Source organism: Microbacterium sp. 4-7, assembly GCF_014332665.1.
Classification (GTDB): Bacteria; Actinomycetota; Actinomycetes; order Actinomycetales; family Microbacteriaceae; genus Microbacterium.
Genome location: NZ_MCRH01000005.1, coordinates 146,077 through 171,171, shown reverse-complemented (window position 1 = coordinate 171,171; position 25,095 = coordinate 146,077). Strand labels below are relative to the sequence as shown.

Here is a 25,095-nt window from a genome sequence, read left to right as displayed (position 1 = left end):
GCCCTAACTCCACCTCCAAGATAGGTTAGCCTTACTTTATGAGCGATACGAAATCCCGCTTCTCCATCGAGCGCCGCGGCCTCGATCTGCGCTTCCGCACCGTCACGCTGACCGCCCGGGAATGGCTGGCCCCTGGCTACGTGCGTGTCCGGCTCAGTGGCAGTGACCTCGAGGGCTTCGACTCTCCCGGCTCCGACGACCACATGCGCCTCTTCTTCCCGTCCGGTCCCGTGGAGTCCCTCGAGCAGATGCGGGAGGCGCCGAGTCGCGAGTACACACCTCTCGCCTGGGGCGACGACTGGCTCGACGTCGAGTTCGCGGTGCACGGCGACGCAGGGGTCGGCGCCCCGTGGGCCGCGACCGCTCCGCTGGGTGCATCGATCGGAGTCGGTGGCCCCCGCGGTTCGGCCGTGCTCAGCGGCAGCCCCGGATCCTGGCTTCTCGTCGGAGACGAGACCGCCATCCCGGCGATCCGACGCTTCGCCTCGTCGATACCCGCCGGGGTGCCCGCCCGCATCGTGATCGAGACGGCCTCCGTCGGCCGGGAGATCGAGATCGACACCCCGGTCGACGTGGAATGGCTGCACCGTGGCGACGCCGCCGAAGGCTCCGCCCTCATCGCATTCCTCGACCGCCTGACCGCCGACGATTCGGTCGGCGACGACCCGTTCGTGTTCATCGCCGCCGAGCAGTCGGTCGTGAAGCCCGGGCGCGCGCTGCTCAGCCGGTGGGGCGTCGACTCCGCGAACGCGGTGGTCAAGGGCTATTGGAAGCGGGGCGAAGCGGAGTACCACGCTCCGCACTAGTGCGATCCGGGCGCCGACTGGAAGACTGGACGCATGGCTCTTCTGGATCACCTGGGCATCACCGTCAACGAGCTGGAGCGCGGTCGCGCGCAGTTCCATCCCGTGCTGACGGCCCTCGGCTATCAGAGCGGCGGCGAGGACGACCACTCGATCTCGTGGCACAACGGCGACGAGACCGAGATCATCCTGTACGCCTGGGATGAGGAATCCGGGCCCCATCGTCACGGCCGCGTGGGATGGCAGCACATCGCTTTCTCGGTGTCGACGCGAGACGAGGTCGACCGCCTTCACGCCGTCGCGCGCGATGCGGGATGGTCGGCCGTGCGCGAGCCCAAGGAATATCCGCGATACACGGAGCGCTACTACGCCTCGTTCGTGGAGGATGCCGACGGCATCCGGATCGAGTTCATGCACAACCCGCCGCGCGAGTCCCAGTGACGCGCGCGCTCGGCGGCGGGTGAGCCCGGCTCTCCTGCACACCGAGGCCGGAACACGAGTTCCTCCCACTGTTCGGGATGGCGGTATACAGCGACGCCTCTTCCGATTCCTCGTCTGGAACGATGCGAGGATGACACGGTGCACCTCATGAACGACGCTCAGATCTGGACCATGATCGGGTGCTTCACCGCGCTCATGTTCGGCATGCTCACGGTCGTCTCGACGTTGTTCATCCGCGTGGTGCGCACCGAGATCGGCGGGCTGCGCGGGGAGATGAACGCACAGATCGGCGGACTCCGGGGCGAGATGAACGCCCGCTTCGATGCCGTGAACACGCGGATCGACGGACTCGACCGCGACATGCAGGCCGTCGTCAAGCGCTCATTCGGCCTCGACCGCGACTGACAACTGACACCGGCAGCCGGCCGCCCGCAGCTCAGACCACGGGTGCGGCGACGGCCTCGGCATCCGTGCGGTCGGTGAAGGCCTCTTTCGGAACGAAGACGAGGATCGCGGCGGCGATCAGCGCGGTCACACCGCAGACCACCCACACGGTGATGTACCCGGCGAATGATCCCGCAGTGCCTTCGACCGCCCCGCTCACGCCGTTGAGGAGCGCGATCCCGAAGATGCACGAGGCGATCGCTCCGCCCACGGTCTTGACCGAGTTCGTGAGGCCTGTCGCGACGCCCGTCTGGGTCGCCGGAGCCGCCGATGCCGCAGCCGCGGGAAGGGCGGCCACGAGAGCACCCGAGCCGAGGCCGACGATGACCATGTTGGTCACCACCTGCACGTACGAATCGTGGAACGGGAGGAACAGCAGGAAGCCGATGCCGACGAGCAGGGATGCGCCCATCAGGGTGATCCGGGGAGTCAGCAGACGAGCGATGAGCGGGAACAGCAGTGCTCCCGCGATCATCGCGATCAGGTAGAGCCCGATGATCAGGGACGTCGCGAAACCCGTGGTTCCGAGCCCGTAGCCGTAGACACCGGGGTCGGTGCGGGCGAACGTCGACAGCGGCGCCTGTGCACCCAGCACGCTCACCCCGAACAGGCCAGCGGTGAGGAAGACCGGGCCGAGTGCCGGCGAGCGGAACATGCGCACGTCGATGAGCGGGTCGTCGCAGCGCAGTTCCCAGAGCACGAACGGGATGACGAGCAGAAGGCCGAGGACGACGACGGCCCAGGACCAGGGGTTGACGAGTCCGCCCTCGAGACGGAGCAGGCTGAGACCCCCGGTGAAGCAGATCAGCGCGAGCGAGATCAGCACGACGCCGACAGTGTCGAAGACACCGCCGGTCGGATCGGGAGACTCCTTCACCCCGAACAGGATCACGAAGAAGCACACGACGATGAGCACGGCGGGGATGAGCAGCACCACCGTCAGAGGCAGGACATCGATCAGGGCTCCACCCACGAGTGCACCGATGATCGCGCCGCCTTCGAGCGCCGCGACGAGGAGTCCGGCGGCCTTCGCCGTGATCGACGAACGCCCCTCCATGCGACGGGAGCGCGACCAGATGAGCGCGATCTCGAGCGGCAGCCAGACGACGTAGAACCCCATCAGCGTCCAGCCGACCAGGAACACGGGGAACGAATCGGTGAAGGGCAGGACGAGCGCCGCCGCGGCGGTGAGCGCCGTCGAGATGAGCAGCATCCGCTTGTGGCCGACCATGTCGCCGAGCTTCGCGAAAGCGGGCACCACCAGAGCCGACAGCATGAGCTGCGTGCCCTCGAGCCAGTTGACATCGGCGTCGTGGATGCCGAGGTGCCGCGCGATGTCCGTGAGCATGGGCGTGTAGTAGCCCTGCAGCACGCCGCTGGTGAACTCGACGAAGGCGAGGAAGCCGACGACGGTGGCGAGGGTTCCCAGAGTTCGGGTGCGCGTCATCGCGGCTCCTCGATGAAAGGACTGGATCGGGCACCGAAGCGCCCGCGGAGGGGTGAGATCACCCTAGCCGCTCGAGGAGCGCCCGATGGAACCGCTCCCCCCGCTCGAGCGCGGCGATCTCGACGTTCTCATCGACGCCGTGGATCGACGCCCGCTGTGCGTTCGACATCTCGAGCGGCGCGAAGCGGTAGACGGCGGGGGCGAAACGGTGGAAGTGGCGGGAGTCCGTCGCCGCCATCATCACGTACGGCACCGCGGGGACTCCCGGGTGAGAGACGGCGAGAGCGTCGGCGAGCAGCGTGAACTGAGCGTTGTCGGTCGCGGACTCGGGCGACGGCTCGCTCGCCTCCTCGACGGATACGGTGATGAGCGGATCCCGGATGCGCCGACGCACCCGCAGCACCGTCTGCTGCGTCGTCTCACCCAGCGCGATGCGCAGGTTGACCGTCGCCGAGGCCTGCGACGGCAGGACGTTCGCGGCAGTGCCGCCCGACTGCATGGTCGGAGCCACCGTTGTGCGCACGAGTGCTGCGGGCTCGCCGCCGAGCGCGGCGAACAGCCGCCCGGTGACCGGCGGGGCCGAGCCGAGCAGCCTGAGCAGATGCCCTGCCGGACCGGGAGTCTGAGCTCCGAGCTGCGACAGCATCCGTCCGATCGCTTTCGACGGGCGCGGTCGGAACGTGCGGGGGCCGAGCCGATCGACGGCCCTCGCCACGCGCCGGACCGCTGTGAGAGCGGGCGGTGCCGAGGCGTGACCGCCCTCACCACGCGCCGAGAGCGTGAGCGTCATGACGCCCTTCTCCCCCACGCCGATCATCGCCGCCCGTCCCGGAACGAAGGGCAGCGGCGCATCCACGACGGCGCCGCCCTCGTCCACCACGAGCCACGGGATGATGCCGCGATCGCGCAGGACGCGGGCGATCTCCTCGGCTGCTCGACCGAAGGTCTCCTCATTGCCCCCGAACGACAGGTAGACGTCCCGTGCGGGGGTGAACCCGTCGGCGAGCAGGTTCTCGACCGCCTCGAGCACGACGATCAGCGGACCCTTGTCATCGAGAGCACCACGACCGTAGACGACTCCGTCGGCGATGACGCCCTCGAACGGGGGATGCGTCCATGCGTCGCTCTCGTCGACGGGGACGACGTCATAATGCGCCATCAGCACGACCGGCCCCGCAGCGCCGGCGTCCCTGCCCGTCCAGTGGAAGAGCAGCCCGAAATCGGTGTGCCGTTCGAGTGCGAGATGCTCGTGGACGAGCGGGTAGAGCTGCGCGATCAGGGCGACGAACGACTCGAACGGCTCGGTTCCGCGCTCCTCGACCTCGGCCGACACGGTCGGCAGCTGGATCATCTGCGAAAGCCGTTCGGCGATTCCCGGTCGAGGTTCCGTCACGTCGGCCATCGTATCGCCGGGGCGATTCCCGCCGGCTCGCCGTACTCCGGTCGACGTCCGTCCTGCTCGGCGCCGGCGCCGCGAGACAATGGAGGGATGAGCCTGTTCGCCCTGGCACCCAAGCGCGGTCCGCGCTGGCATCTCGCCACCCAAGCGGCGCTGGGCATCGCGGTGCCGATAGCGGTCATGACCGTGCTCGGAGAGCCGTCGCTCGGCTACGTCGCGGCCTCGGGCGCGTTCACGGTCCTCTTCGCCGGGACGGCACCGGTGATCGATCGGGCGAGGATCCTGCCGTTCGTGGCCGCGGGCCTCATCGTCAGCGCCGCTCTCGGAGTGGCTGTCTCCGCCAACGCCTGGCTCGTGAGCATCGGCGTCGTGGTGGTCGCGGTCGTCAGCGCTGCCCTGGCGTTCGGGTTCCGGCTCGGACCGCCCGGACCGCTCTTCTTCGTGCTGGTGTTCGGCCTGTCGGCGCACGTCGTGGCGAGCTCGCCCCTGGCACCGCTGACCTACCTCGGGGCACTCGCGGCCGGCTGCGTGTTCTCCTATCTGGTCGCGATGGCGCCGCTTCTGCGTCCTCGAGCGCGCTCGATCTCCGCTCGGCCGCTGAGCGAGCTGCTCCCGGGCCCCGCATTCACCCCCGATTCGCGCATGCTCGTGATCCGGGTCGCGATCGTCTCCGTCATCGGCGTCCTGCTGGGACTGGTGATCGACCCCACCCGGACGTACTGGATCGTGGGGTCGGCGGTGGCGGTGATCGGCGTGGCCGCCGCCCGTCGCGCCGCCGTCCAGCGCGGACTCCATCGCATGCTCGGAACCGTGGTCGGGGCCGGCGTGTACGCGCTGCTCGCGCTGCTGCATCCGTCGGGGCTGTGGCTCGCTCTGCTGCTGGGCGCGCTGCAGTTCACGATCGAGCTCGTCGTCGTCAGGCACTACGCTCTCGCGCTCGTCTTCATCACCCCTCTGGTGCTTCTGCTGACGGGCGCAGCGACGGGCGAGATCGGTTCGATGGACGTCGCCGGGGAGAGGATCGTCGACACCCTCGTCGGAGCTGCTCTGGGTGCGATCTCCGGCTTGCTGCATCCGCGCGCGACCACGTCTTCCGTGTGACTCTCTCGACGTCTGCCGTCGCACGCGCCATACTCGCAGCATGACCCGTGCGCCTGAGATCGCCGACTACCACCGCAGGCTCAGCTCGGAGGATCGGCTGATCTGCGACCTCCTCGCGGACGAGATCGACCGAGCACTCCCCGACGCCGCCGCCAAGGTCTGGCACGCGCACCCGGTCTGGTTCCTCGACGGCAATCCGATCGTCGGATACGACCGCTTGAAGGATGCCGTCCGACTGATGTTCTGGAGCGGCCAGTCGTTCGCAGAGCCCGGACTCGTCGCCTCAGGATCCTTCGAGGCCGCCGAGAAGAGATTCACCTCCGCCTCGGAGATCGACACCGACCGGCTCACCGTCTGGCTGTCGGAGTCGCGGGTCGTGCAATGGGACTACGAGCACATCCGCACGAACCGGGGCCTCGTCAAGCGCACCTCGTTCTGATCGCGGCTCGGGAACACCGCGAGACGGTGCGCGGTTGCACCTCGAGAGCCGAGAGGAGAGCCATGGAACTGACGCTCGTGACCTCCGCGTTCTGCGGAGCGTGCTCGCGCACCCGCTCGGTCGTGGAGGACGCCGTGCACTACCTTCCCGACGCGACCGTCACCGAGATCGACGTCGCGAGAGAACCGGATGCCGCGGAGGCGCTCGACATCCGCTTCACCCCGACCGTCATCATCCGCGATGATTCGGGCGTAGAAGTGTTCCGTGCCGAAGGTGTGCCGACGCTGCCTCAGGTGCTCACGGCGGCGGTGAAGGCCCTCCCCGCCTGAGCGCGACGTCGCTCTTGCGGATGTCCGACCCCCGGCGCAGAATGAGCCGCAGCGGGACCGACGGCGGCCCCGCCTGACAAGGCTGGGGGCAGTCATGGCCAATCTCAATCCCTATCTCTCGTTCCGCACCGAGGCGCGACAGGCGATGGAGTTCTATCAGGGCGTGCTCGGCGGTGATCTCGAGATCAACGTGTTCGGCGAGTTCCCCGACATGGTCCAGAACCCGGATCAGCACGATCTCGTGATGCATGCGCAGCTCACGACGCCGGACAGCCTGGTGCTCATGGCCTCAGACACCCCCGACGGCATCCCGTTCGAGCCGCCCCAGGGATTCTCGGTCTCACTCAGCGGCAACTCGCAGGAGAAGACGCAACAGGTCTGGGACGCCCTGTCCGACGGTGCGGCGATCACCATGCCGCTCGACACCCCGCCGTGGGGCGGCACGTTCGGAATGCTCGTCGATCGTTTCGGAGTGCCCTGGATGCTGCACGGCGACCCCGAGTGAGTCGCTCAGCGCAGGGCTTCGGCCTCGATGAACGCTCGGAGCTCGTGCTCGTCGTCGGCCATCTCGGTCCGGCGCTGCGGAGCGTCGAGCATCGCGCGCAGCTCTGAGGAGTACTCGAGCTCGACGCCGATCGCCTCGCGGATCGTCTCGGCGAACTTCTGCGGCTTCGCCGTCTCGAGCACCAGCATGGGCACGCCGGGCTCGACGTTCTCGCGAGCGACCTTGACACCGTCGGCGGTGTGCGGGTCGATGATGTCTCCCGTCGCCTCGTAGACGGACCTGATCGTCGCGAGCCTGTCGTCGTGCGTCGAGGTGCCGCTGACGATGCCGAACTCCTCGACGAAACGCGCCAGATCGGAGGTGAAATCGAAGAACCCCTGGGTGTCGAGCTCCTGCCAGGCCTTCACGACGCGGCTTGCGTCACGACCCACGAGTTCGAAGATGAAGCGCTCGAGGTTCGACGCCTTCGAGATGTCCATCGACGGGCTCGAGGTGGCGAGCGTCTGCGCGGCGCTCCGCGGCCGGTAGACGCCGGTGCGGAAGAACTCGTCGAGCACGTTGTTCTCGTTGGCGGCGAGCACGAGGCGACGGATGGGCAGCCCCATCTCCTTCGCGAAGAACCCCGAGAGGATGTTGCCGAAGTTTCCGGACGGCACCGTGAACGACACCTCGGTCCATCCGCCGGCGTCCGTCGCACGCAGCCACGCCCAGAAGTAGTAGACGACCTGGGCGGTGATGCGGGCGAGGTTGATCGAGTTGACCGCACCGAGGTGCTGAGCGCGCTTGAAGTCGAGGTCGCCGGCGAGGGACTTGACGAGGTTCTGGCAATCGTCGAACACGCCGTCGACGACGATGTTGTGGATGTTGTCATCGTCGAGCGAGAACATCTGCGCGCGCTGGAACGCGCTCATGCGCCCCTTCGGGGACAGCATGAACACCGAGATGCGGTCCTTGCCGCGAAGAGCGTGCTCGGCAGCCGAGCCGGTGTCTCCCGAGGTCGCGCCGAGGATGTTCAGGACAGAGCCCTTGCGCTCGAGCGCGTACTCGACGACCTGCCCGAGGAACTGCATGGCCATGTCCTTGAAAGCGAGAGTCGGCCCCTCGGAGAGGCCCACCAGGGTGAGATCGTCGCCGATCGACCGCAGGGGCACGACCTCTTCAGGGAACGGCTCGTAGGCGGCCTCCGTCATGCGGGCGAGATCGGCCCGCGGGATGTCCGTGGCGAAGAGACCGAGCACCTCGGTGGCGAGCTGCGGATACGTCAGGGCACGCCAGCGCTCGAGCGTCTCTCCGTCGACCGTGGGCATCGTCTCGGGGACGGCCAGTCCTCCGTCGGGCGCGAGCCCCTCGAGCAGGGTCTCGCAGTACGGCAGCGGCTGCATGCCGCCTCGGGTGGAGATGTACTGCACGGGAGCTCCTCGGTTCGGGATCGGCACGGGGCTTCCATTGTCGCAGGTGGGCGCGGGGTGATTTCACGATCAGGATGCGCGTCTCACGACATAGCGCGTTCATCGCGCGGAGGCAATGGTGTTCCGCTGTGAACTCGTATCTCTTAGCGTGGACCCCATCAACAGAACAGGAGCCCTCATGACTGCGAAGACCCATACCGCGCATGACCACAAGCCCGCGGACGGCCAGGCTCCCACGACAGCCTCGACGCCGGCCGAACCCCTCTACGAGCGTGTCGACCTCGATCGCTACGTCGTGCTGCACGACGGCCCCGTCGGATACGTCGAGCACGTGCATCCTGTCTTCGTCTGCTATGTCGGCCACCCTTACCCGCACGCCGACGAGATCGCTCAGGTGCATGACTTCCACGACGCGGTGAGGACTGTCCTGCACCGCGCCGTCTCGAAGCGGCGCGCTCAGTGAGCCACGAGGTCTGGCCCGGTTCCCCCTACCCGCTCGGCGCGACCTTCGACGGCCAGGGCACGAACTTCGCCCTGTTCAGCGAGGGCGCCGAGAAGGTCGAACTGTGCCTGTTCGACGACGACGGCAGCGAGGAGCGCGTCCCGCTCGAAGAGGTCGACGCGTTCGTCTGGCACGGCTATCTGCCCTCCGTGCAACCAGGACAGCTCTACGGATACCGCGTGCACGGACCGTACGACCCCGCGCAGGGAAAGCGATTCAACCCGAACAAGCTCCTCCTCGACCCGTACGCGAAATCCGTGGCCGGCCGGGTCGACTGGGGGCAGCCCCTGTTCGGCTACGACTTCGGCGACCCCGATTCCCGCAACGATGAAGACTCCGCCGCGACGATGGTCAAGGGCGTCGTCGTGAACCCGTTCTTCGAGTGGGCGGGCGACCGACTGCCCAAGACCCCTTACGCACAGAGCGTGATCTACGAGGCGCACGTCAAGGGACTGACCCAGCTGCACCCGGACATCCCCGAGGAGCTGCGGGGCACGTATGCGGCCATCGGCCACCCGTCGGTCATCGAGCACCTGGTGCACCTCGGCGTCACCGCGATCGAGCTGATGCCGGTGCATCAGTTCGTCTACGACTCGACCCTCGAGGAGAAGGGCCTCACGAACTACTGGGGCTACAACACGCTCGCCTTCTTCGCGCCGCACAACGACTACTCCTCCAGCGGGCAGCACGGTCAGCAGGTGCAGGAGTTCAAGGCCATGGTGCGCGCACTGCACTCGGCGGGGATCGAGGTCATCCTCGACGTGGTCTACAACCACACCGCCGAGGGCAACCACATGGGGCCGATGCTGTCGATGCGGGGCATCGACAACGAGGCGTACTACCGCCTCGAAGAGGACCGTCGCTACTACACCGACTACACGGGCACGGGCAACAGCCTCAACGCCGGCAACCCGCACGCGCTGCAGCTGATCATGGACTCGCTGCGGTACTGGGTCACGGAGATGCATGTCGACGGCTTCCGCTTCGATCTCGCCTCGACTCTCGCGCGCGAGTTCTACGACGTCGACCGTCTCGCGGCCTTCTTCGAGCTGGTGCAGCAGGATCCGATCGTCTCGCAGGTGAAGCTCATCGCCGAGCCGTGGGATGTGGGCCCCGGCGGATACCAGGTCGGCAACTTCCCTCCGCAGTGGACGGAGTGGAACGGCAAGTACCGCGACACCGTGCGCGACTTCTGGCGCGGTGAGCCGCAGGCGCTCGGCGAGTTCGCATCGCGTCTCACCGGTTCCGCCGACCTGTACGAGCACTCCGGTCGGCGTCCCGTGGCGTCGATCAACTTCGTCACCGCTCACGACGGCTTCACGCTGCGCGACCTCGTGTCGTACAACGAGAAGCACAACGAGGCCAACGGCGAGGACAACAACGACGGCGAATCCCACAACCGCTCGAGCAACAACGGCGTCGAGGGGCCCACCGACGACGAGACGATCAACCGCGTCCGCGCCCGACAGCAGCGCAACTTCCTCGCGACACTGCTGCTGTCGCAGGGAGTGCCGATGATCGCGCACGGCGACGAGCTCGGTCGCACCCAGGACGGCAACAACAACGGTTACGCGCAGGACAACGAGCTCACCTGGGTCGATTGGGAGGCGGCGGATCGTCCTCTCGTCGAGTTCACGGCAGCGGTGGCGAGACTGCGCCGCATGCACCCGACGTTCCGCCGCAGCCGGTTCTTCGACGGCCGGCCGGTGCGGTCGGAGGACGGCGAACGAGTGCCGGATGTGGTCTGGCTGCGACCCGACGGCCGCCGGATGGAGCCCGAGGACTGGGATTCCGGATTCGGTCTCGCGATCGGCATGTTCTTGAACGGACAGGGCATCCGCGAGAAGGACCGCCGTGGACAGCCGGTGACGGATCAGAACTTCCTCGTCTACTTCCACAGCGGGACGGAGGCGATCGACGCCGTGCTCCCCGACGAGCGCCACGGGCGTGCGTGGGAGGTCGCCGTCGACACCGCCGGCGACCGTGCCGGAGGCGACGCGATCGACGCCGGCGCTCCGGTGACCCTCGAAGCCAACTCGATGCTGGTGCTGCGCGAAGTCGATCAGACCGAGGTGCCGACGGACGACTCCGTCGAGGCCTCGCTGCGCATCCAGACCGAGCGCGCCGAAGCTCCGTCACCCGCCCCGACCCCGGAGCTGCCGCGATGACCCACCGCCCGCTCTCGACCTATCGTCTGCAGATCCGAGCGGGTTTCACGCTCGACGACGCGGCATCGATCACGGAGTACCTCACCGAGCTGGGTGCCTCGTGGGCGTACCTCTCACCGCTGCTCGCGGCCGTGCCGGGGTCGGACCACGGCTACGACGTCGTCGATCATTCCCGGGTCGACGATGCCCGCGGTGGCCCCGAGGGGCTCGAGCGCTTCTCCGCCGCGGCCCGCTCAGCGGGGCTCGGGGTCCTCGTCGACATCGTCCCGAACCACGTCGGCGTGGCCGTCCCGCGCGCGAACCTCTGGTGGTGGGATCTGCTGCGACTCGGGCGCTCATCGCGCCATGCGCTGGCATTCGACGTCGACCCGCGACTGTCCGACGGACGGGTGCGACTGCCGATCCTCGGGTCGTCGCTCGCGGAGGTGCTGTCAGCCGATGAGATCGTCGTCGACACGACCCCCGCCGACGATGCCCCCGACGGAACGCTGTCGTACTTCGACCACGTGCTTCCCCTGGCACCGGGATCGGGAGAGCTCGCAGACGATCTGCCTGCCCTCCTCGACGCCCAGCACTACGAGCTGCGGTTCTGGGAGGACCAGAACACCGACCTCGACTACCGTCGGTTCTTCGCCGTGTCCGAGCTCGCCGGCATCCGCGTCGAGATCCCGGATGTCTTCGAGGAGTCGCACCGCGAGATCGCCCGGTGGATCACCGACGGTCTGGCCGACGGACTCCGCGTCGACCATCCCGACGGGCTGACGGATCCCGGCGAGTACCTCGAGCGACTCGCCGACATCACCGGCGGCGCGTACACGGTCGTCGAGAAGATCCTCGAACCGGGTGAGCAGCTGCCGTCCTGGTGGCGCACCGACGGCACGACCGGCTACGACGCGATGGGCGAGATCGACCGCGTGCTGATCGACGGCGACGGAGTCGCAGCCCTCGACCTCCTCGACTCGCGGCTGCGGGACGAGACCGGTCTGCCGGCCGCGAAGTCCTGGGCCGACCTGATCCACTCCACGAAGCGGATGATCGCCGACGACCTCCTGCAGTCCGAGGTGCGACGCCTCGTCAGGGCTCTGCCGTTCGGCGTGGTCGGCGCCGAGGACGCGCTCGCCGAGATCGTGGCGAGCTTCCCGGTCTACCGGTCCTACCTCCCGGCGGGACGCGAGCATCTGCAGCACGCGATCGACGACGCCGCACGGCGCCGCCCCGACCTCGCGGGATCGATCGCCGAGCTGACGCCCCTGCTGCTCGACACCTCGCTCGAGGTGTCGCAGCGCTTTCCGCAGGTGACGGGAGCGGTGATGGCCAAGGGCGTGGAGGACACCGCGTTCTACCGCCACACCCGCCTCGGCACCCTCACCGAGGTCGGCGGCGATCCCTCGATCGCCTCCGTCTCGGTCGACGAGTTCCATGACGCCCAGCAGGCGCGGCTCGCGTCGTGGCCGTACTCGCTCACCGCTCTGTCGACCCATGACACCAAGCGATCCGAGGACGTCCGTGCGCGTCTGTCGGTGCTCTCCGAGATTCCGGACCGCTGGGCGCAGGTGCTGACCGAGCTCCGTGCCGTCGCCTCGACAGGACACGGGCCACTCGATTCCCTTCTCTGGCAGGCCGCGGTCGGAGCATGGCCGATCTCGTCGGAGCGCCTGCTCGCCTACGGGCTGAAGGCCGCGCGCGAGGCTGCGGAATCGACCGGATGGCAGCATCCGGATCTCGAGTTCGAGAAGGGCGTCGAAGCGATCGCCGAGGCGGCGAACGGGCGGGCTCGACCGATCCTCGAGGGATTCGTCGGCGAGATCGTCGACCCCGGTCGAGTCAACTCGCTGTCCGCGAAGCTCCTGCAGCTCGCAGCTCCCGGTGTGCCCGACGTCTACCAGGGCACCGAGCTGTGGGACCACTCGCTCGTCGACCCCGACAACCGGCGGCCGGTCGATTTCGCAGCGCGTTCGGCGATGCTGGGTCGACTCGATGCCGACGTCTCTCGCGGCATCCTTCCTCCCATCGACGACTCGGGCCTCGCGAAGATGCTCGTCACGTCGCGCACGTTGCGTCTGCGCCGGGACAACCCCGAGCTCTTCTACCGGTATCGCCCGGGCGGTGTCGCCGGTGAGGCGTCGGATCATGTGGTCGCGATGGACCGGGGCGGTGTGCTGGCGGTGGCGTCGCGTCTGCCCGTCGGACTCGAGCGCCGCGGCGGATGGGGCGACACCGTGCTGCTGCTCCGCGAACTGCCGGCGACGGACGCGATCACCGGTCGCCGCTTCGGCCGCGGTCCGGTCCGGCTGGCCGACCTGCTCGACACGTATCCGGTCGCGCTGCTGGTGGACGAGCGATGATCTCGGTCTGGGCTCCCCGCGCCGACAGCGTGCGGCTGCGTCGTCTGACACCCGCGTGCACCACGATCTCGGAGCACGACCTCACGTCGGCTGATGACGGTTCGGGATGGTGGAGCACCGATGTGGCGATGTCCGAGGGCGAGCGCTATGGCTTCCTCCTCGGCGACAGCACCGACCTGCGCCCTGATCCGCGGTCGCTGCGGCAGCCGCGGGGCGTGCACGGGCCCTCGGCTCTCTTCGATCCGGCCCGCTTCGAGTGGACCGACGGGGACTGGCGCGGTGCGCCGCTCGACGGTGGCGTGATCTACGAGCTGCACGTCGGGACATTCACACCGGACGGCACGCTCGACGCGCTCATCGGGCATCTCGATCACCTCGTCGAACTCGGCATCACGCATGTCGAGCTGCTCCCGGTCAACGCGTTCAGCGGCGACTGGAACTGGGGTTACGACGGCGTGCTCTGGTACGCCGTGCATGAGGGGTACGGCGGACCCGCCGCATATCAGCGGTTCGTCGACGCCGCCCACTCACGCGGCATCGCGGTGATCCAGGACGTCGTCTACAACCACCTCGGACCCAGCGGCAACTACCTGCCCGAGTTCGGTCCGTATCTGCGCGAGGGCCGGCACACGGCGTGGGGCGACTCGGTGAACCTCGACGATCCGGCCGTGCGCGAGTACATCATCGAGAACGCGCTGATGTGGCTCCGTGACTTCCACGTCGACGGGCTGCGGCTCGACGCCGTGCACGCACTGCACGACGAGAGCACCCCGCACCTCCTGCACGAGCTGTCCGAGCGCGTAGATGCGCTCGCTCGCGAGGTCGATCGCCCGCTGAGCCTGATCGCCGAGTCGGATCTGAACGACCCGGTCATGGTCCTCTCCCACGAGGAGGGAGGGAACGGCCTCACCGCGCAGTGGTCAGACGACTGGCATCACGCGGTGCACGTCGCGCTCACCGGCGAGACCGACGGGTACTACGCCGACTTCGCCGCGCCGGACGCGCTGGCGAAGGTCACTCAGACCGGGTTCTTCCACGACGGGACGTACTCGTCGTTCCGCGGGCGCACGCACGGCGCGCCGCTGCCGCCGAGCGTCCCTGCCTGGCGACTGGTCACATTCGCGCAGGACCACGACCAGATCGGCAACCGTGCAGCGGGAGATCGGCTGACCGCTTCGCTCTCCTCCGATCGACTCGCCGTCGCCGCGGTTCTCACCCTGACCGCACCGGGCACCCCCATGCTGTTCATGGGCGAGGAGTGGGCTGCGTCCACCCCGTGGCAGTTCTTCACCTCGCACAAGGAACCGGAGCTCGCGAAAGCCACCGCGGAGGGGCGGATCGCGGAGTTCGCGCGCATGGGGTGGGACCCGGCCGCCGTGCCCGACCCACAGGACCCGGCTACGTTCGAGCGATCGCGGCTGGACTGGAGCGAGCTCGCATCGGCATCGCACGCCCGCATCTTCGATCTGTATCGACGCCTGATCGCCCTGCGGCGCGAGGTGCCCGAGTTGACCGATCCCGAGATGTCGCACAACCACGTCATCGTGTCGAAGACGGAGGGCGCACCGGAGAACCGGGCCTACCGGATCGAACGAGGCGAGGTGTCGGTGCTCGTGAATCTCGCCGAGCAGGAGGTGGAGTTCGATCTCGCCCCCGACTCGCGGATACTGCTGGAGACGGCGCCCGTGCGGACGATCGCGCGGACCATCGTGCTCGCACCCGAGTCCGCGGCGATCGTCGCACCTGCGCGCTGATCGCCTTTCGGCCAGGTCAGAGAGACTTGGCGAAGCACAGGGACAGACCGCTGCCGATGTAGTGGCCGAACAGCGGGATCGGTCCGTAGCCCTCGCGTTCGTAGAAGCGCACGGCATCCGGCTGAGCAGTGCCCGTCTCGAGCACGAGGGACCGGATGCCGAGCAGGCGCGCTTCTCCCTCGAGTGCGCGCAGCAGCGCCACGGCTGCGCCCGTCCCGCGCGCGGAGGGAGCCGCGTACATCCGCTTGATCTCTGCGATGTCGGTTCCGAGCACGGCCGGATCGAGGGGTCGGAGACCGCCGCATACGATGGCGAGCCCGCTCTCCTCTCGTGCGATGAGGAAGACGGGCACGTCGTCCGCCGAGGGGATGACGCCCGGCTCATGGTCGTCGCTGCCGTACCGCGCATCGAGTTCGCTGCGCTGCGCGGCCCTGAGCCGCTCCGCATCCGGATGCGACCATGTCACCCGCTCGACCGTCACTCCCATGTCGCCCTCTCGATCCGATGTCGCCGCCCGATTCACGGTACCGAGCGAAGATGTCGGGGATGTTGCCGCTCCTCATCATTGATTCACGATTCTCTTAATTCACGCTTTTCTGTACAGTTGCATCGTGACCCTCGCCGCTTCGCCCACCCATACCGCCGCCGTCGCCCGCCTGGGTCATGCCCTGTCGGACTCGACGCGCGCCGCCATCCTGCTGGCGCTTCGAGCGGCGCCGGCGTACCCGTCCGACATCGCGGACGAGCTCGGGGTCAGCCGACAGCTCCTGTCGAACCATCTCGCGTGCCTTCGAGGCTGCGGACTCGTCGAAAGCGTTCAGGACGGACGCCGCAGCCGCTACGCCCTCGCCGACCCGCATCTCGCGACCGCGCTCGACGAGCTCATGCGCATCACGCTGATCGTCGAACCGGACTGCTGCGACGGCGAAGGGTGCAGCTGCTGATGTCGACGAGCACTCTCACCGCCGAACGGCGCGCGACTCTGCACCGCCGCATCCGCCTCATCGTGGCGTTCACGATCGTCTACAACGTGATCGAGGCGGCCGTCGCGATCGCCGCAGGGTCAGTCGCATCGTCGGCCGCGCTGATCGGGTTCGGGCTCGACTCGAGCATCGAGGTGCTCTCGGCAGCGGCCGTGGCCTGGCAGTTCACGCGACGCGACCCCGAGCGCTGGGAGAAGCCCACCCTCCGTGTCATCGCCGTCGCGTTCTTCGCTCTCGCGGCCTATGTCGTCACGTCGTCGGTGCTGTCGCTGCTCGGCGATGATCGGCCGGAGCACAGCACGGTCGGTCTCGTGCTGACCGCGGTCAGTGTGATCGTGATGCCACTCGTCTCATTCGCCGAGCGACGCGCCGGCCTCGAGGTCGGGTCGACCACGGCCGTCGCCGACTCGAAGCAGACGCTGATCTGCAGCTACCTCTCGGCCGCCGTGCTCATCGGACTCGGCGTCAACAGCCTGTTCGGGTGGTGGTGGGCGGATGCCGTCGCCGGCCTCGTCATCGCGGTCTTCGCGGTACGCGAGGGTCTCGAAGCCTGGAAGGGCGACGCCTGTGCCACTTCGATCGGCATGATCCTCGAGGACGAGCACGAGCACCACGACCACGACCACGAGCACGTGCACGACGACCACCGTCACGACGACGCGCGTCACATGCACTGAAGACCACGGAGTTCCAGAAAGAATTCCCGCCCGCGTCACTTTCCGTCGAGTTCGGGGTCTTGCATACGAGACCTGAAGTCGGCCTGGGGGGATACGAGCCGGTTTCGGGTCTGAGCCGCACTCTCCCCTTTGAGCGGCTCGCGGGTGGGGCAACTCCCACGGCCCCACCCGCCCTTCCGGGCTTCACGGGTCAGGCGTCCGCGCAGTCAGATCCAGCCGCGCTCCTCGGCCATCAGCACCGCCTGCTGGCGGGTGCCGACCGACAGCTTCGCGAGCACCGCCGAGATGTGGTTGCGCACCGTGCCGGGCGCGAGCGAGAGGGTCCTGGCGATCTGGGTCGTCGTCTCACCGCGGCGCCCGGCGCGGAGCACGTCCAGCTCCCGATCCGTGAGGGGCGACCGTTCGTCGCTCAGCGCGTCGGCCGCGATCTCAGGGTCGACGTAGCGGGCACCCGCGGCGACCCTGCGGATGACATCGGCGACCTGATCCGCTCCTCGTGACTTCGGCAGGAAGCCCGCGACACCCGATGCGAGAGCCCGCCGAAGCACCCCGGGCCGCGCGTGACGGGTGACCACCACGCAGCGCGTGACGATGGCTCGGTTCAATCGCTCCGCGACCTCCACACCGTCGAGACCGGGCATCTCGAGATCGAGCAGGCACACGTCGGGCGTCAGAGCGAGCGCAGCAGCGAGCGCCTGCTCACCGTCGGCGCACTCGGCGACCACCTCGATGTCGCCTTCCAGACGCAACAGGGCGGCGAGCGCCGAACGGATCATCCCCTCGTCGTCAGCGAGGAGCACACGGATCATCGGCTCTGCCCATCTGCGGTCGACACATCGGATCGCGGAACCGTCACCGAGACGATGAACTCGTCGGCATCCTCGCGGATCTCCAGGGTTCCTCCCGCCTCCGAGATCCGGCGTCGCACTCCGTCGAGGCCCGACCCGACGGGGTGTGTCGCCACGCCGGTCACCACATCGTTCGCGACCTCGTAGCGCCACCCGTCGTCGACCCTGCGAAGGTCGAGCCGAGCCCGTCGCCCGGCCCCGTGCCTCAGGACGTTCGTGGTCGTCTCCCTGATGACGGGACCGAGAGCCGATGACGGCGCCTCATCGGCGTCGGGTGCGATGTCGGCCTCGACGGAGAGTCCGGCCGCGGCGAGAAGGTCTCGGGCATTCGCCACCTCGTCACCCAGCGGCACCGAGCGGAAGCGCGTCGCCAGATCTCGGGTCCCCTGTCTGGCTTCGTCGACGCTGACCCTCGCGGCCCGGAGCTGCTCGAGAGCGGCGTCGGGATCGATCCTCATCAGGCGCTCGGCCAGTTCGAGCTGCAACGCGATCACCTGCAGGTGGTGCCCCTGGAGGTCGTGCACGTCGGTCGCCACGCGCAGACGCTCCTGCGTCGCGGCGAGGCGGGCCTCCGACGCCCTCGCACGATCGACGGTGACCAGCACATCCCACCACCAGAGCGAGCTCACCGACATCGCCGGGATGAGGATCGCGTACAGCGCAGGGATCCAGCCGGGGAGCGCGATCTCGGTCGCGCCCCGAGCGGCGTCGGCGACGGCGACGAGCACGAGCACCACGGTGGTCAGGACGACCATCCGCAGGCGCACCCCCTTGGGCCAGTTGAGCAGCAGCACCGACTGAGCGATGGGCATGAGCGCGAGCAGCCAGCTGTCGAGCACGAGGCCGCCCGCGATCCCGTAGCCGACCGCGATGAGCAGCGGAAGGGCGATGCGCGTCCACGCGATGCCCGGCTCGGCATCCAGCCGGTGCCGATAGTCCGCGAGCAGCACGATGGTGGAGCCCCACCAGAGCAGGCCACCCACGCCGACGACGAACGCCGCCGTCGCATCGCCGGGCACGGCGAGCGCCTGCAGCGTCCAGATCAGCACCAGGAAGAGCTCGAGGAAGGCCACGGCCGACACCGTGTACCACCAGGTCGCCGTGATGCCTCTGGCGAGCTGGCGGGCTCCCGGGGGTGGGTCGTCGGCAGAATCGACGACCGGAGAAGTGCTGCGCATGCCCCCACGATACGGGCGTGACACATGTCATGGATGCCGCGGGCGAACCACCCGGAAAGCAGTGACGGTTCGGCACTGCCGCAGCGCCACGCCAGACGGTGGACTGGATGCATCGCGACGGAGACACCGTCGCTCAGACCGGCAGGAGCCACCCATGAATCTCATCGAGACCTTCCAGGGCTTCGTCGCCCAGGTGCCTGAACTCATTCAGCCGCTCATCGTCGCCCTCGCGGGCGCCATCCCCTTCATCGAGGGCGAGGGAGCCGTGTCGATCGGCATCATCGGCGGCATCAATCCGGTGATCGCGGCCGTCGCGGCGATCGTCGGCAACTTCCTCTGCGTGGCCGTGCTCGTCATCGCGAGCTCCGGTGCACGCACCGCGATCGTGAACCGGTCCCGCAGCCGGCAGGCCGTTGCGGCCGGTGGCGGAGCCGTCGAGGCGGCACCCGCAGACACGATCGACTCCGACCGCGGTGGCGCCCGCCGCGAGAAGTTCCAGCGGGCGTTCGAGCGCTACGGCGTGCCGGGGGTCAGCCTGCTCGGTCCGCTGCTGCTGCCGACGCAGTTCACCGCCACGATGCTCGCCGCGGCGGGTGTCGGCAAGGTCCGCATCCTCATCTGGCAGGCTGTCGCGATCATCGGCTGGACGACGATCGTCGCGGTGATCGTCGGCAGCGCCGTCTACGCGATCCGCTGAGACAACGACGTCGAACGCACGGAAGCCCACTCGCCGAACGCGAGTGGGCTTCCGTGCGTGTCGGGGTCAGCGACGTCCGGCGCTCGAACGGCGCCTGGCGGCGATTCCGGTGGCCAGTCCGCCACCGACGATCAGTGCGACCGCCAACGACAGGAATGCCGCGCCCGATTCGCCTCCCGTCAGAGCGAGCTCGCCGGGAGCCGCGACCGGGGTCTGCGTCGGCGCCGGAGTCGGTGCCGGAGTTGCGACCGGCGTCGGGGTCGGGGTCGGAACCGGCGTGGCCGGGGTCGGCGTCGGCGTCGGCGTCGGAGTCGGAGTCGGCGTCGGCGTCGGCGTCGGCGTCACGACGGGCACCGGGTTGGCGATGTTGGTGAGGGTGAGCTCGATACCGGCCGTGGTTTCCGGCGTGACCTCGAAGGTGCCGTCTCCGACGTCGACGACGCCGTCGCCGGTGATCGTCCACTCACCCCAGGTCACACCCTGGATCTCAGGCAGATCGATCTCCTCGATCACGAAGGTCGAACCGAGCGGAGCACGTCCGCTGAGCACCGACTCCCCCACCGGAACCGTCATCGTGGTGGCTGCCGCATCCGAACCCTCGACCGAATAGCGCACGGTGTAGGTCGCATCCCGAGCGGCATCCGCCTGCGCGCCGGTGAGCTCCTTCGTGATGCCGAACGTCGTGTACGAGACACCACTGCCGTCGCCACCACCCGTTTCGACGACCGTGTGGGTCGCCGAGGTCGCGAACGTGTTGACGATCGCGTGGTTGCCGAAGACATCTCCCTCGGACACCGGCGCATCCGCCTGCGTGAAGTACACGAGCTCGTAAGCGAATCCGCCGGTCGGCAGATCGGTGACGGCGAACTCGAATGAGCGCCCGTCGTCGGCGAGATCGATCACGTAGGCCGACGAATCGACCGCGCTCCAGTCGCCGACCACTGCACCGTTCTCGACAGCGCGTCGCGCCAGATGGAACTCCCCGGTGTAGCGGTGCTCGGTCAGTCCGGCATCGAGGGTGTCGGTGATCGTGAAGGCGCCATCGTCGACATAGCCGCTCGGAATCCCGATGACCCATCTCAGCAACCCGTCGGTCGCGGTCGCGCCGCCGAACTTGTAGGGCTCGTCCTCTTCCGCCGAATCTCCCGGTACGACTCCACCGTCACCGGGCAGGTCGACGATCTCGATCGTGTCGCCCAGGTCGAACTCGACGGTCTCGCTGGTCGTCGACTGCGAAGCCCGCGCCTCCATCCAGAACGAGCCGCCGACCTCCTCGAGGCCGTCGACCGCTTCGGTCAGAGTGCACACCATGTCCGGCCCTTGGCCGGCAGCGACGACGCAGTTCGCCATGACCAGACCCGTCACGGGGTCTGTGATCGTGAACTCACCGGCCGACTGACGGCTGAACTCCGCGGGCAGGGTCATCCCGAAGGTCTCCCCTGCCTGCGCCCCGGTCGGGACGGCCCACTCGCCCGTGATCCGCACGGTCTGCCATTGCACCAGCGGGCCACCGCCGTTCTCGTTCTCGAGCGAGACGCTGCCGATCGCCCCCGGATAGGTCACGGACGGAGCCGCCATTGCGGGCGCGGTGGAGCCGAGCAGCCCCGCGATCGCCAAGACCATCCCCACGATGATCGCCACGATGCCGCGCTGTCGCGGCCTCGCTCCCCCGGCTCTCCTGGCCTCATTCATCCTCTTCGTCCGTGCACGCACGACACCACGCTCCCCAGTCATCGTTCTCCCCATCCGATTCGCGTCGCTCCCAATGCGACACATCTAAGAGATCAGGAAAAAGCGGGGGGATTACGCGGCAACCGGTATACAACTCCGATATACCGGGATGCGGTGTTGGCTGCGGCGTACCGGGGACTGCCTCGACGCGTCCCGGCCGTCATCGATTCCGGTGTTCCTCGCCCGTGGCTCGCGGGCTCATTCGCCCCGTCTGATGCGCCCAGATGGCGATCTCGACGCGATTGCGGACCCCGAGCTTGGTCATGAGGCTCGCCACGTGCGTCTTCACCGTGCTGAGGGTGATGAACAGCTCGCGCGCGATCTCGCCGTTGCTCAGACCCGCAGACACCTTCGCGAGCACCTGCTCCTCGCGCTCGGTCAGCGACTCGACCGGCGGCGGCGATGGTGCGGCGGCGGCCGATCCGGCGAAGGCCTCGAGCAGGCGCACCGTCACGTTGGGGGCGATCAGGGCATCACCGCTCGCTGCGGCGCGGATCGCCTGGGCGAGCAGCTCCGACCCGGCGTCCTTGAGCAGGAACCCTCTGGCGCCGGCCCGCAATCCCGCGAAGACGTACTCGTCGAGGTCGAAGGTCGTGATGAGGACGACCGCCATGGGATCGGGCACCCCTGGGCCGGCGAGCATCCGGGTCGCCTCGATGCCATCGAGGCCGGGCATCCGGATGTCGAACAGGCACACGTCCGGTCGCAGACTGCGGGCGAGGGCGACCGCTTCGGTGCCGTCGGCCGCCTGACCGACGACTTCGATGTCGGTTTGGGCGCCGAGGATCATGCTCAGTCCGGTGCGCACGAGTTCCTGATCGTCGGCGACGAGCACTCGGATCATCATGGCGCCCACCCGGCGCGGGGCAGCACCGCGTTGACGATCCATCCGCCGCCTGACGCCGGACCCGCCTCGCAGGCACCGCCGAGGAGGGCAGCACGCTCCCTCATGCCGATGATGCCGAAGCCGGGAGTCGGCGACGCGGCCACGTCTCCGTCGTTCGTCACTCTCAGGCGCACACCACCCGCGTCTGCTTCCACGCGGACGTCGACGCGGGTGACCTGTCGCGCGTGACGGAGGGCGTTGGTCACCGATTCCTGCGCGAGACGGAAGACGGCGGCAGCCACGGGTGGCGGGATGCTGTCATCGTTGCGCGCGACCTCGACGACGACGACCGTTCCGCCCGGCCGCGTTCCGGCGAGCTGCGCGATGTCGTCCAGCTGCGCGCTCGGCGCGAGCTCGGCCGTCTCGCCCTGCCGCAGGACTCGCACCATCGACCTCAGCTCGCTCAGCGTCCTGGCCGCCTCCGCCTCGATCACGCCGAGCGCATCCTGCGCTGCGCGCGAGTCCCGCCCGGCCACCGCGATGCCCGCCTGGGCGCGGATCGCGATCGCCGAGACATGGTGGGCGACCGTGTCGTGCAGGTCGCGAGCCAGGTGCTCGCGCTCCAGCATCCGGATCCGGTCGAGGCTTCGTCGTCTCGATCCCGCCCGGTAGCGAAAGGCGATGCCGAACAGGGCGACCGTCAGCAGCAGCGCGAACCCCCCGACGAGTTCATCGAAGCCTTCCCCGCGGACGAATGTCAGCGCGAGGCTCGCCAGGAGGATGGCCGACCCGATCACGAGGTCGCGACCTGCCCCCCACCGGTACACGGCGTACACGTTCACCATCACGAAGAGACTCGAGTACAGCGCCGAGTCGGGCAGGAGCAGATCGACCGGCACCATCACGATGATGAGCATGAGAAGCGGCTTCGTGCGGCGCCACAGCACGGTCGGCAGCACGACGAGGAGGGCGATCACCGCGAACAGCGGCTGCGTCAGGTCGGTGCGGACGATGCCCTCGACCACGGCCAGGACGGCGACGAGGGCCAGCAGCACCCAATCCCGCCAGACTCGGGACGGCGGAGGGGGCACAGCGCTCGGCGCACTCCACACGGAACGCACGAGCCCGGTCACGCTGTCATGATACAAGCGCACCACGGCGCGACACCCCGCGCGTCCGCCGGCGAGAGCGGCGCCGGATGAGCAGCTCCGCCACGGCACTGTTGATCATGAACGCGGCGGCGACGAGCCATGCCTCACCGAAGGCGTCGACCTCACCGAGGGGGATCGTCCACAGCGCGAAGACGAGCGCCTGGGTTCCTCCCGACACGGCGGTGGCGTAGGCGCGGGTCATCCAGGCTCCGTGCGCCACGAAGTCGCGTCGTGTGATCGCGATCACGCCCCGCACGAGGAACAGGGTCATTGCCACGGCGAAGACGAGACGAACCATCGCGAGCGCGAGTTCCTCAGGTGGACCACCGAAGAAGACCGCGAGCCAGGCGGCTGAGAGCGCCGCGACGAATCCTGCGGGAATCAGCACGCGGCCGGCCACGCGGTGCCAGGCATGCCGCGTTCGCAGCGCGGGTGAGAACTGGAACGCCCCGAGAACGCAGTAGACGGTCATCGCCACGATGTGCGCGACGATCGCGACCGTCGACGCCAGGAGGAGAGTCCTCACGGGTTCCCCGCTCACCTCCTGCAGACGAAGCACTCCACCGATCACGGGAAGCACGCTGAGCAGCAGAAGGCCGGTGATCGCCGGCCACCCGCTCTTCGATCGCCGACGCCGCTCCTTCTGCTCGGGAGTCGATCGGGCGGCCTTCATCTGCTGCGACATGTCTCGATGCTCGTCTCATCGACAGTCCGGGGCATCGGCCGTCAGCACGGACTCGGAACCGTACTTTCGGCCGAGCGGATCCGGGCTTCCTGGCCGATGACGAGCATCCCCGGGACGACCAGCATCGAGACATGACCACTGACACGACCATGACCGCGGCCGTCTACCACCGCTTCGGCGCCCCTGAGGAGGTCCGCCTCGAACAGCGGGCGGTCCCCACGCCCCGGCCCGGAGATGTGCTCATCCGGGTGCACGCGAGCACCGTGAGCGTCGGCGATCATCGCGCCCGCGCTCGGGACATCCCGGCCGGCCTCGGGGTGCTCGCCGCAGTCGGACTCGGCGTGTTCCGTCCCAGTCGGCCGATCCTGGGCATGGATGCCGCGGGCGTCGTCGCGGCTGTCGGCTCGGGCGTCACCGCCTTCGCACCCGGCGACAGGGTGATCGCCTCGACCGGCGGAGCGTTCGGCGGTCATGCCGAGTACGTGCGCGTGTCTGCCGACGGCCCGATCACCAGAGCTCCCGACACGATGAGCTTCGAAGAGGCGGTGACGCTGGTGTTCGGCGGCATCACCGCGCAGTGCTTCTTCGCCCAGGTCGCGATCGGCCCCGGCACCTCCGTGCTCGTCAACGGAGCATCCGGCGCGGTCGGCACTGCCGCGATACAACTCGCGAAGCAGCTCGGAGCAGACGTCACCGCCGTCACGAGCGGCGGCAACGTCCCACTGGTCGCGTCCCTCGGCGCCGATCGGGTCATCGACTACACCCGCGAGGAGTTCGCGGCGGGGGGCGACACGTACGACGTGATCGTCGACTGCGTCGGCAATGCCCCTTTCAGCCGGGTGGAGACACTCATCAACCCCGGCGGTGCACTACTGCTCGTCATCAGCGATCTGCGGTCGATGCTGACGAGCCGCGGGCACACTCGCCGGTCGGGAAAGCTCGTCACCTGGAACGTCGGCACGCCGGGCGCGGAGGACCTCGCCCACCTCGTGAGCCTCGCGGATTCCGGTCGCTTCCGGGCCGTCATCGACAGGACCTTCGAGCTGGCCGACATCGTCGAGGCGCACCGCTATGTCGACACCGGCCGCAAGCGGGGAAACGTGGTGCTGCGCATCCCCCAGCCCGGAGCGAACCACGCGCATGGGTGATGACCGGCAGCATCTCGCTCGACATCGCGGCTAACAGCGGCGCCCCGCTCGCGCAATGCCCTCTCGGTCGGCGTCGTCGACGCTT

General features: G+C 68.5%; 25 protein-coding genes. 15 read left to right on the top strand and 10 right to left on the bottom strand.

Going from position 1 to position 25,095, the window contains the following annotated elements; genetic code table 11:
- Positions 1-38 precede the first annotated feature (38 nt).
- From BEP68_RS10870 to BEP68_RS10860, 3 genes are all read left to right on the top strand, one after another.
- Positions 39-806 (top strand): siderophore-interacting protein, encoded by a 768-nt coding sequence (locus BEP68_RS10870; protein WP_187249977.1) that lies wholly within the window; start codon positions 39-41, stop codon positions 804-806.
- Positions 807-839: 33 nt separating this feature from the next.
- Positions 840-1,244 carry a VOC family protein gene (locus tag BEP68_RS10865; protein ID WP_072590779.1) on the top strand — a complete coding sequence of 135 codons (405 nt, stop codon included), beginning with the start codon at positions 840-842 and terminating at the stop codon, positions 1,242-1,244.
- Between the two features lie 147 nt (positions 1,245-1,391).
- A complete protein-coding gene (locus BEP68_RS10860; RefSeq protein WP_072592217.1) occupies positions 1,392-1,649 on the top strand; it encodes a hypothetical protein in 258 nt (85 codons plus the stop codon).
- 31 nt (positions 1,650-1,680) lie between these two features.
- Here BEP68_RS10860 and BEP68_RS10855 read toward each other — a convergent pair whose 3' ends face one another.
- A complete protein-coding gene (locus BEP68_RS10855; RefSeq protein WP_072590778.1) occupies positions 1,681-3,135 on the bottom strand; it encodes an MFS transporter in 1,455 nt (484 codons plus the stop codon).
- 58 nt (positions 3,136-3,193) lie between these two features.
- Positions 3,194-4,537: a M20/M25/M40 family metallo-hydrolase gene (locus BEP68_RS10850; protein WP_187249976.1), complete on the bottom strand. Its 1,344-nt coding sequence runs from the start codon at positions 4,535-4,537 to the stop codon at positions 3,194-3,196.
- An 87-nt stretch (positions 4,538-4,624) separates the two neighbouring features.
- Here BEP68_RS10850 and BEP68_RS10845 point away from each other — a divergent pair, with 87 nt between their 5' ends.
- From BEP68_RS10845 to BEP68_RS10830, 4 genes are all read left to right on the top strand, one after another.
- On the top strand, positions 4,625-5,635 hold the full coding sequence (locus BEP68_RS10845; RefSeq protein WP_187249975.1) for an FUSC family protein: 1,011 nt from the start codon (positions 4,625-4,627) through the stop codon (positions 5,633-5,635).
- A 40-nt stretch (positions 5,636-5,675) separates the two neighbouring features.
- Positions 5,676-6,074 carry a DUF1801 domain-containing protein gene (locus BEP68_RS10840; protein ID WP_187249974.1) on the top strand — a complete coding sequence of 133 codons (399 nt, stop codon included), beginning with the start codon at positions 5,676-5,678 and terminating at the stop codon, positions 6,072-6,074.
- Between the two features lie 62 nt (positions 6,075-6,136).
- Complete coding sequence (locus BEP68_RS10835) at positions 6,137-6,403, top strand: thioredoxin domain-containing protein (RefSeq protein ID WP_187249973.1); 267 nt, start codon at positions 6,137-6,139, stop codon at positions 6,401-6,403.
- Between the two features lie 94 nt (positions 6,404-6,497).
- Positions 6,498-6,908 carry a VOC family protein gene (locus tag BEP68_RS10830; RefSeq protein WP_187249972.1) on the top strand — a complete coding sequence of 137 codons (411 nt, stop codon included), beginning with the start codon at positions 6,498-6,500 and terminating at the stop codon, positions 6,906-6,908.
- 5 nt (positions 6,909-6,913) lie between these two features.
- On the opposite strand, the gene thrC is transcribed toward BEP68_RS10830, so the two are convergent.
- Positions 6,914-8,317, bottom strand: a complete 1,404-nt coding sequence (thrC, locus tag BEP68_RS10825; protein ID WP_072592216.1) for a threonine synthase — start codon at positions 8,315-8,317, stop codon at positions 6,914-6,916.
- 178 nt (positions 8,318-8,495) lie between these two features.
- Here thrC and BEP68_RS10820 point away from each other — a divergent pair, with 178 nt between their 5' ends.
- The 4 genes from BEP68_RS10820 to treZ are packed head-to-tail and all read left to right on the top strand — an operon-like array spanning position 8,496 to position 15,086.
- Positions 8,496-8,780: a hypothetical protein gene (locus BEP68_RS10820; protein ID WP_053098820.1), complete on the top strand. Its 285-nt coding sequence runs from the start codon at positions 8,496-8,498 to the stop codon at positions 8,778-8,780.
- Positions 8,777-10,987 carry a glycogen debranching protein GlgX gene (gene glgX, locus BEP68_RS10815; RefSeq protein ID WP_053098819.1) on the top strand — a complete coding sequence of 737 codons (2,211 nt, stop codon included), beginning with the start codon at positions 8,777-8,779 and terminating at the stop codon, positions 10,985-10,987. The genes BEP68_RS10820 and glgX overlap by 4 nt, the downstream gene beginning before the upstream one ends.
- Positions 10,984-13,332: a malto-oligosyltrehalose synthase gene (gene treY, locus BEP68_RS10810; RefSeq protein ID WP_187249971.1), complete on the top strand. Its 2,349-nt coding sequence runs from the start codon at positions 10,984-10,986 to the stop codon at positions 13,330-13,332. Before glgX ends, treY begins: the two co-directional genes overlap by 4 nt.
- The gene (gene treZ / locus BEP68_RS10805; RefSeq protein WP_187249970.1) at positions 13,329-15,086 is read left to right on the top strand and encodes a malto-oligosyltrehalose trehalohydrolase; all 1,758 of its coding nucleotides are present in this window, start codon (positions 13,329-13,331) and stop codon (positions 15,084-15,086) included. The genes treY and treZ overlap by 4 nt, the downstream gene beginning before the upstream one ends.
- 16 nt (positions 15,087-15,102) lie before the next feature.
- On the opposite strand, the gene BEP68_RS10800 is transcribed toward treZ, so the two are convergent.
- Positions 15,103-15,573, bottom strand: coding sequence for a GNAT family N-acetyltransferase (locus tag BEP68_RS10800; protein ID WP_072590771.1), 471 nt, complete (start codon positions 15,571-15,573; stop codon positions 15,103-15,105).
- 121 nt (positions 15,574-15,694) lie between these two features.
- On the opposite strand from BEP68_RS10800, the gene BEP68_RS10795 reads away from it, so the two are divergent.
- A complete protein-coding gene (locus BEP68_RS10795; RefSeq protein ID WP_053099385.1) occupies positions 15,695-16,030 on the top strand; it encodes an ArsR/SmtB family transcription factor in 336 nt (111 codons plus the stop codon).
- Positions 16,030-16,746 carry a cation transporter gene (locus BEP68_RS10790; RefSeq protein ID WP_187249969.1) on the top strand — a complete coding sequence of 239 codons (717 nt, stop codon included), beginning with the start codon at positions 16,030-16,032 and terminating at the stop codon, positions 16,744-16,746. Before BEP68_RS10795 ends, BEP68_RS10790 begins: the two co-directional genes overlap by 1 nt.
- 206 nt (positions 16,747-16,952) lie before the next feature.
- On the opposite strand, the gene BEP68_RS10785 is transcribed toward BEP68_RS10790, so the two are convergent.
- Complete coding sequence (locus tag BEP68_RS10785) at positions 16,953-17,555, bottom strand: response regulator transcription factor (protein ID WP_053098815.1); 603 nt, start codon at positions 17,553-17,555, stop codon at positions 16,953-16,955.
- Complete coding sequence (locus BEP68_RS10780; protein WP_187249968.1) at positions 17,552-18,772, bottom strand: sensor histidine kinase; 1,221 nt, start codon at positions 18,770-18,772, stop codon at positions 17,552-17,554. Before BEP68_RS10780 ends, BEP68_RS10785 begins: the two co-directional genes overlap by 4 nt.
- Before the next feature lie 154 nt (positions 18,773-18,926).
- On the opposite strand from BEP68_RS10780, the gene BEP68_RS10775 reads away from it, so the two are divergent.
- Complete coding sequence (locus BEP68_RS10775) at positions 18,927-19,469, top strand: hypothetical protein (RefSeq protein WP_053098813.1); 543 nt, start codon at positions 18,927-18,929, stop codon at positions 19,467-19,469.
- A 66-nt stretch (positions 19,470-19,535) separates the two neighbouring features.
- Here the strand turns inward: BEP68_RS10775 and BEP68_RS10770 are convergent, their stop codons facing one another.
- The 4 genes from BEP68_RS10770 to BEP68_RS10755 form a co-directional block, all read right to left on the bottom strand.
- Complete coding sequence (locus tag BEP68_RS10770; RefSeq protein ID WP_187249967.1) at positions 19,536-21,110, bottom strand: Ig-like domain-containing protein; 1,575 nt, start codon at positions 21,108-21,110, stop codon at positions 19,536-19,538.
- 250 nt (positions 21,111-21,360) lie between these two features.
- Positions 21,361-22,047, bottom strand: coding sequence for a response regulator (locus BEP68_RS10765; protein WP_053099383.1), 687 nt, complete (start codon positions 22,045-22,047; stop codon positions 21,361-21,363).
- Positions 22,044-23,159 carry a sensor histidine kinase gene (locus BEP68_RS18380; protein ID WP_150115155.1) on the bottom strand — a complete coding sequence of 372 codons (1,116 nt, stop codon included), beginning with the start codon at positions 23,157-23,159 and terminating at the stop codon, positions 22,044-22,046. Before BEP68_RS18380 ends, BEP68_RS10765 begins: the two co-directional genes overlap by 4 nt.
- A 4-nt stretch (positions 23,160-23,163) precedes the next feature.
- A complete protein-coding gene (locus tag BEP68_RS10755) occupies positions 23,164-23,862 on the bottom strand; it encodes a DUF2306 domain-containing protein (RefSeq protein WP_187249966.1) in 699 nt (232 codons plus the stop codon).
- A gap of 131 nt (positions 23,863-23,993) precedes the next feature.
- Between BEP68_RS10755 and BEP68_RS10750 the strand changes: the two genes are divergently transcribed.
- Entirely contained in the window at positions 23,994-25,010 is a 1,017-nt protein-coding gene (locus tag BEP68_RS10750; RefSeq protein WP_187249965.1) for an NAD(P)-dependent alcohol dehydrogenase, read from the top strand.
- Positions 25,011-25,095 lie beyond the last annotated feature (85 nt).

Bases quoted from the DNA above. Each gene is read 5' to 3' on its own strand.
- BEP68_RS10870 (WP_187249977.1), top strand. From the start codon at position 39: ATGAGCGATACGAAATCCCGCTTCTCCATCGAGCGCCGCGGCCTCGAT.
- BEP68_RS10755 (WP_187249966.1), bottom strand. From the start codon at position 23,862: ATGTCGCAGCAGATGAAGGCCGCCCGATCGACTCCCGAGCAGAAGGAG.
- BEP68_RS10785 (WP_053098815.1), bottom strand. From the start codon at position 17,555: ATGATCCGTGTGCTCCTCGCTGACGACGAGGGGATGATCCGTTCGGCG.
- treY (WP_187249971.1), top strand. From the start codon at position 10,984: ATGACCCACCGCCCGCTCTCGACCTATCGTCTGCAGATCCGAGCGGGT.
- BEP68_RS10855 (WP_072590778.1), bottom strand. From the start codon at position 3,135: ATGACGCGCACCCGAACTCTGGGAACCCTCGCCACCGTCGTCGGCTTC.
- BEP68_RS10775 (WP_053098813.1), top strand. From the start codon at position 18,927: ATGAATCTCATCGAGACCTTCCAGGGCTTCGTCGCCCAGGTGCCTGAA.
- BEP68_RS10865 (WP_072590779.1), top strand. From the start codon at position 840: ATGGCTCTTCTGGATCACCTGGGCATCACCGTCAACGAGCTGGAGCGC.
- BEP68_RS10830 (WP_187249972.1), top strand. From the start codon at position 6,498: ATGGCCAATCTCAATCCCTATCTCTCGTTCCGCACCGAGGCGCGACAG.
- BEP68_RS10750 (WP_187249965.1), top strand. From the start codon at position 23,994: ATGACCACTGACACGACCATGACCGCGGCCGTCTACCACCGCTTCGGC.
- BEP68_RS10835 (WP_187249973.1), top strand. From the start codon at position 6,137: ATGGAACTGACGCTCGTGACCTCCGCGTTCTGCGGAGCGTGCTCGCGC.
- BEP68_RS10820 (WP_053098820.1), top strand. From the start codon at position 8,496: ATGACTGCGAAGACCCATACCGCGCATGACCACAAGCCCGCGGACGGC.
- BEP68_RS10780 (WP_187249968.1), bottom strand. From the start codon at position 18,772: ATGCGCAGCACTTCTCCGGTCGTCGATTCTGCCGACGACCCACCCCCG.
- BEP68_RS10850 (WP_187249976.1), bottom strand. From the start codon at position 4,537: ATGGCCGACGTGACGGAACCTCGACCGGGAATCGCCGAACGGCTTTCG.
- BEP68_RS10765 (WP_053099383.1), bottom strand. From the start codon at position 22,047: ATGATGATCCGAGTGCTCGTCGCCGACGATCAGGAACTCGTGCGCACC.
- BEP68_RS10845 (WP_187249975.1), top strand. From the start codon at position 4,625: ATGAGCCTGTTCGCCCTGGCACCCAAGCGCGGTCCGCGCTGGCATCTC.
- BEP68_RS10860 (WP_072592217.1), top strand. From the start codon at position 1,392: ATGAACGACGCTCAGATCTGGACCATGATCGGGTGCTTCACCGCGCTC.
- BEP68_RS10790 (WP_187249969.1), top strand. From the start codon at position 16,030: ATGTCGACGAGCACTCTCACCGCCGAACGGCGCGCGACTCTGCACCGC.
- treZ (WP_187249970.1), top strand. From the start codon at position 13,329: ATGATCTCGGTCTGGGCTCCCCGCGCCGACAGCGTGCGGCTGCGTCGT.
- BEP68_RS10840 (WP_187249974.1), top strand. From the start codon at position 5,676: ATGACCCGTGCGCCTGAGATCGCCGACTACCACCGCAGGCTCAGCTCG.
- BEP68_RS10800 (WP_072590771.1), bottom strand. From the start codon at position 15,573: ATGGGAGTGACGGTCGAGCGGGTGACATGGTCGCATCCGGATGCGGAG.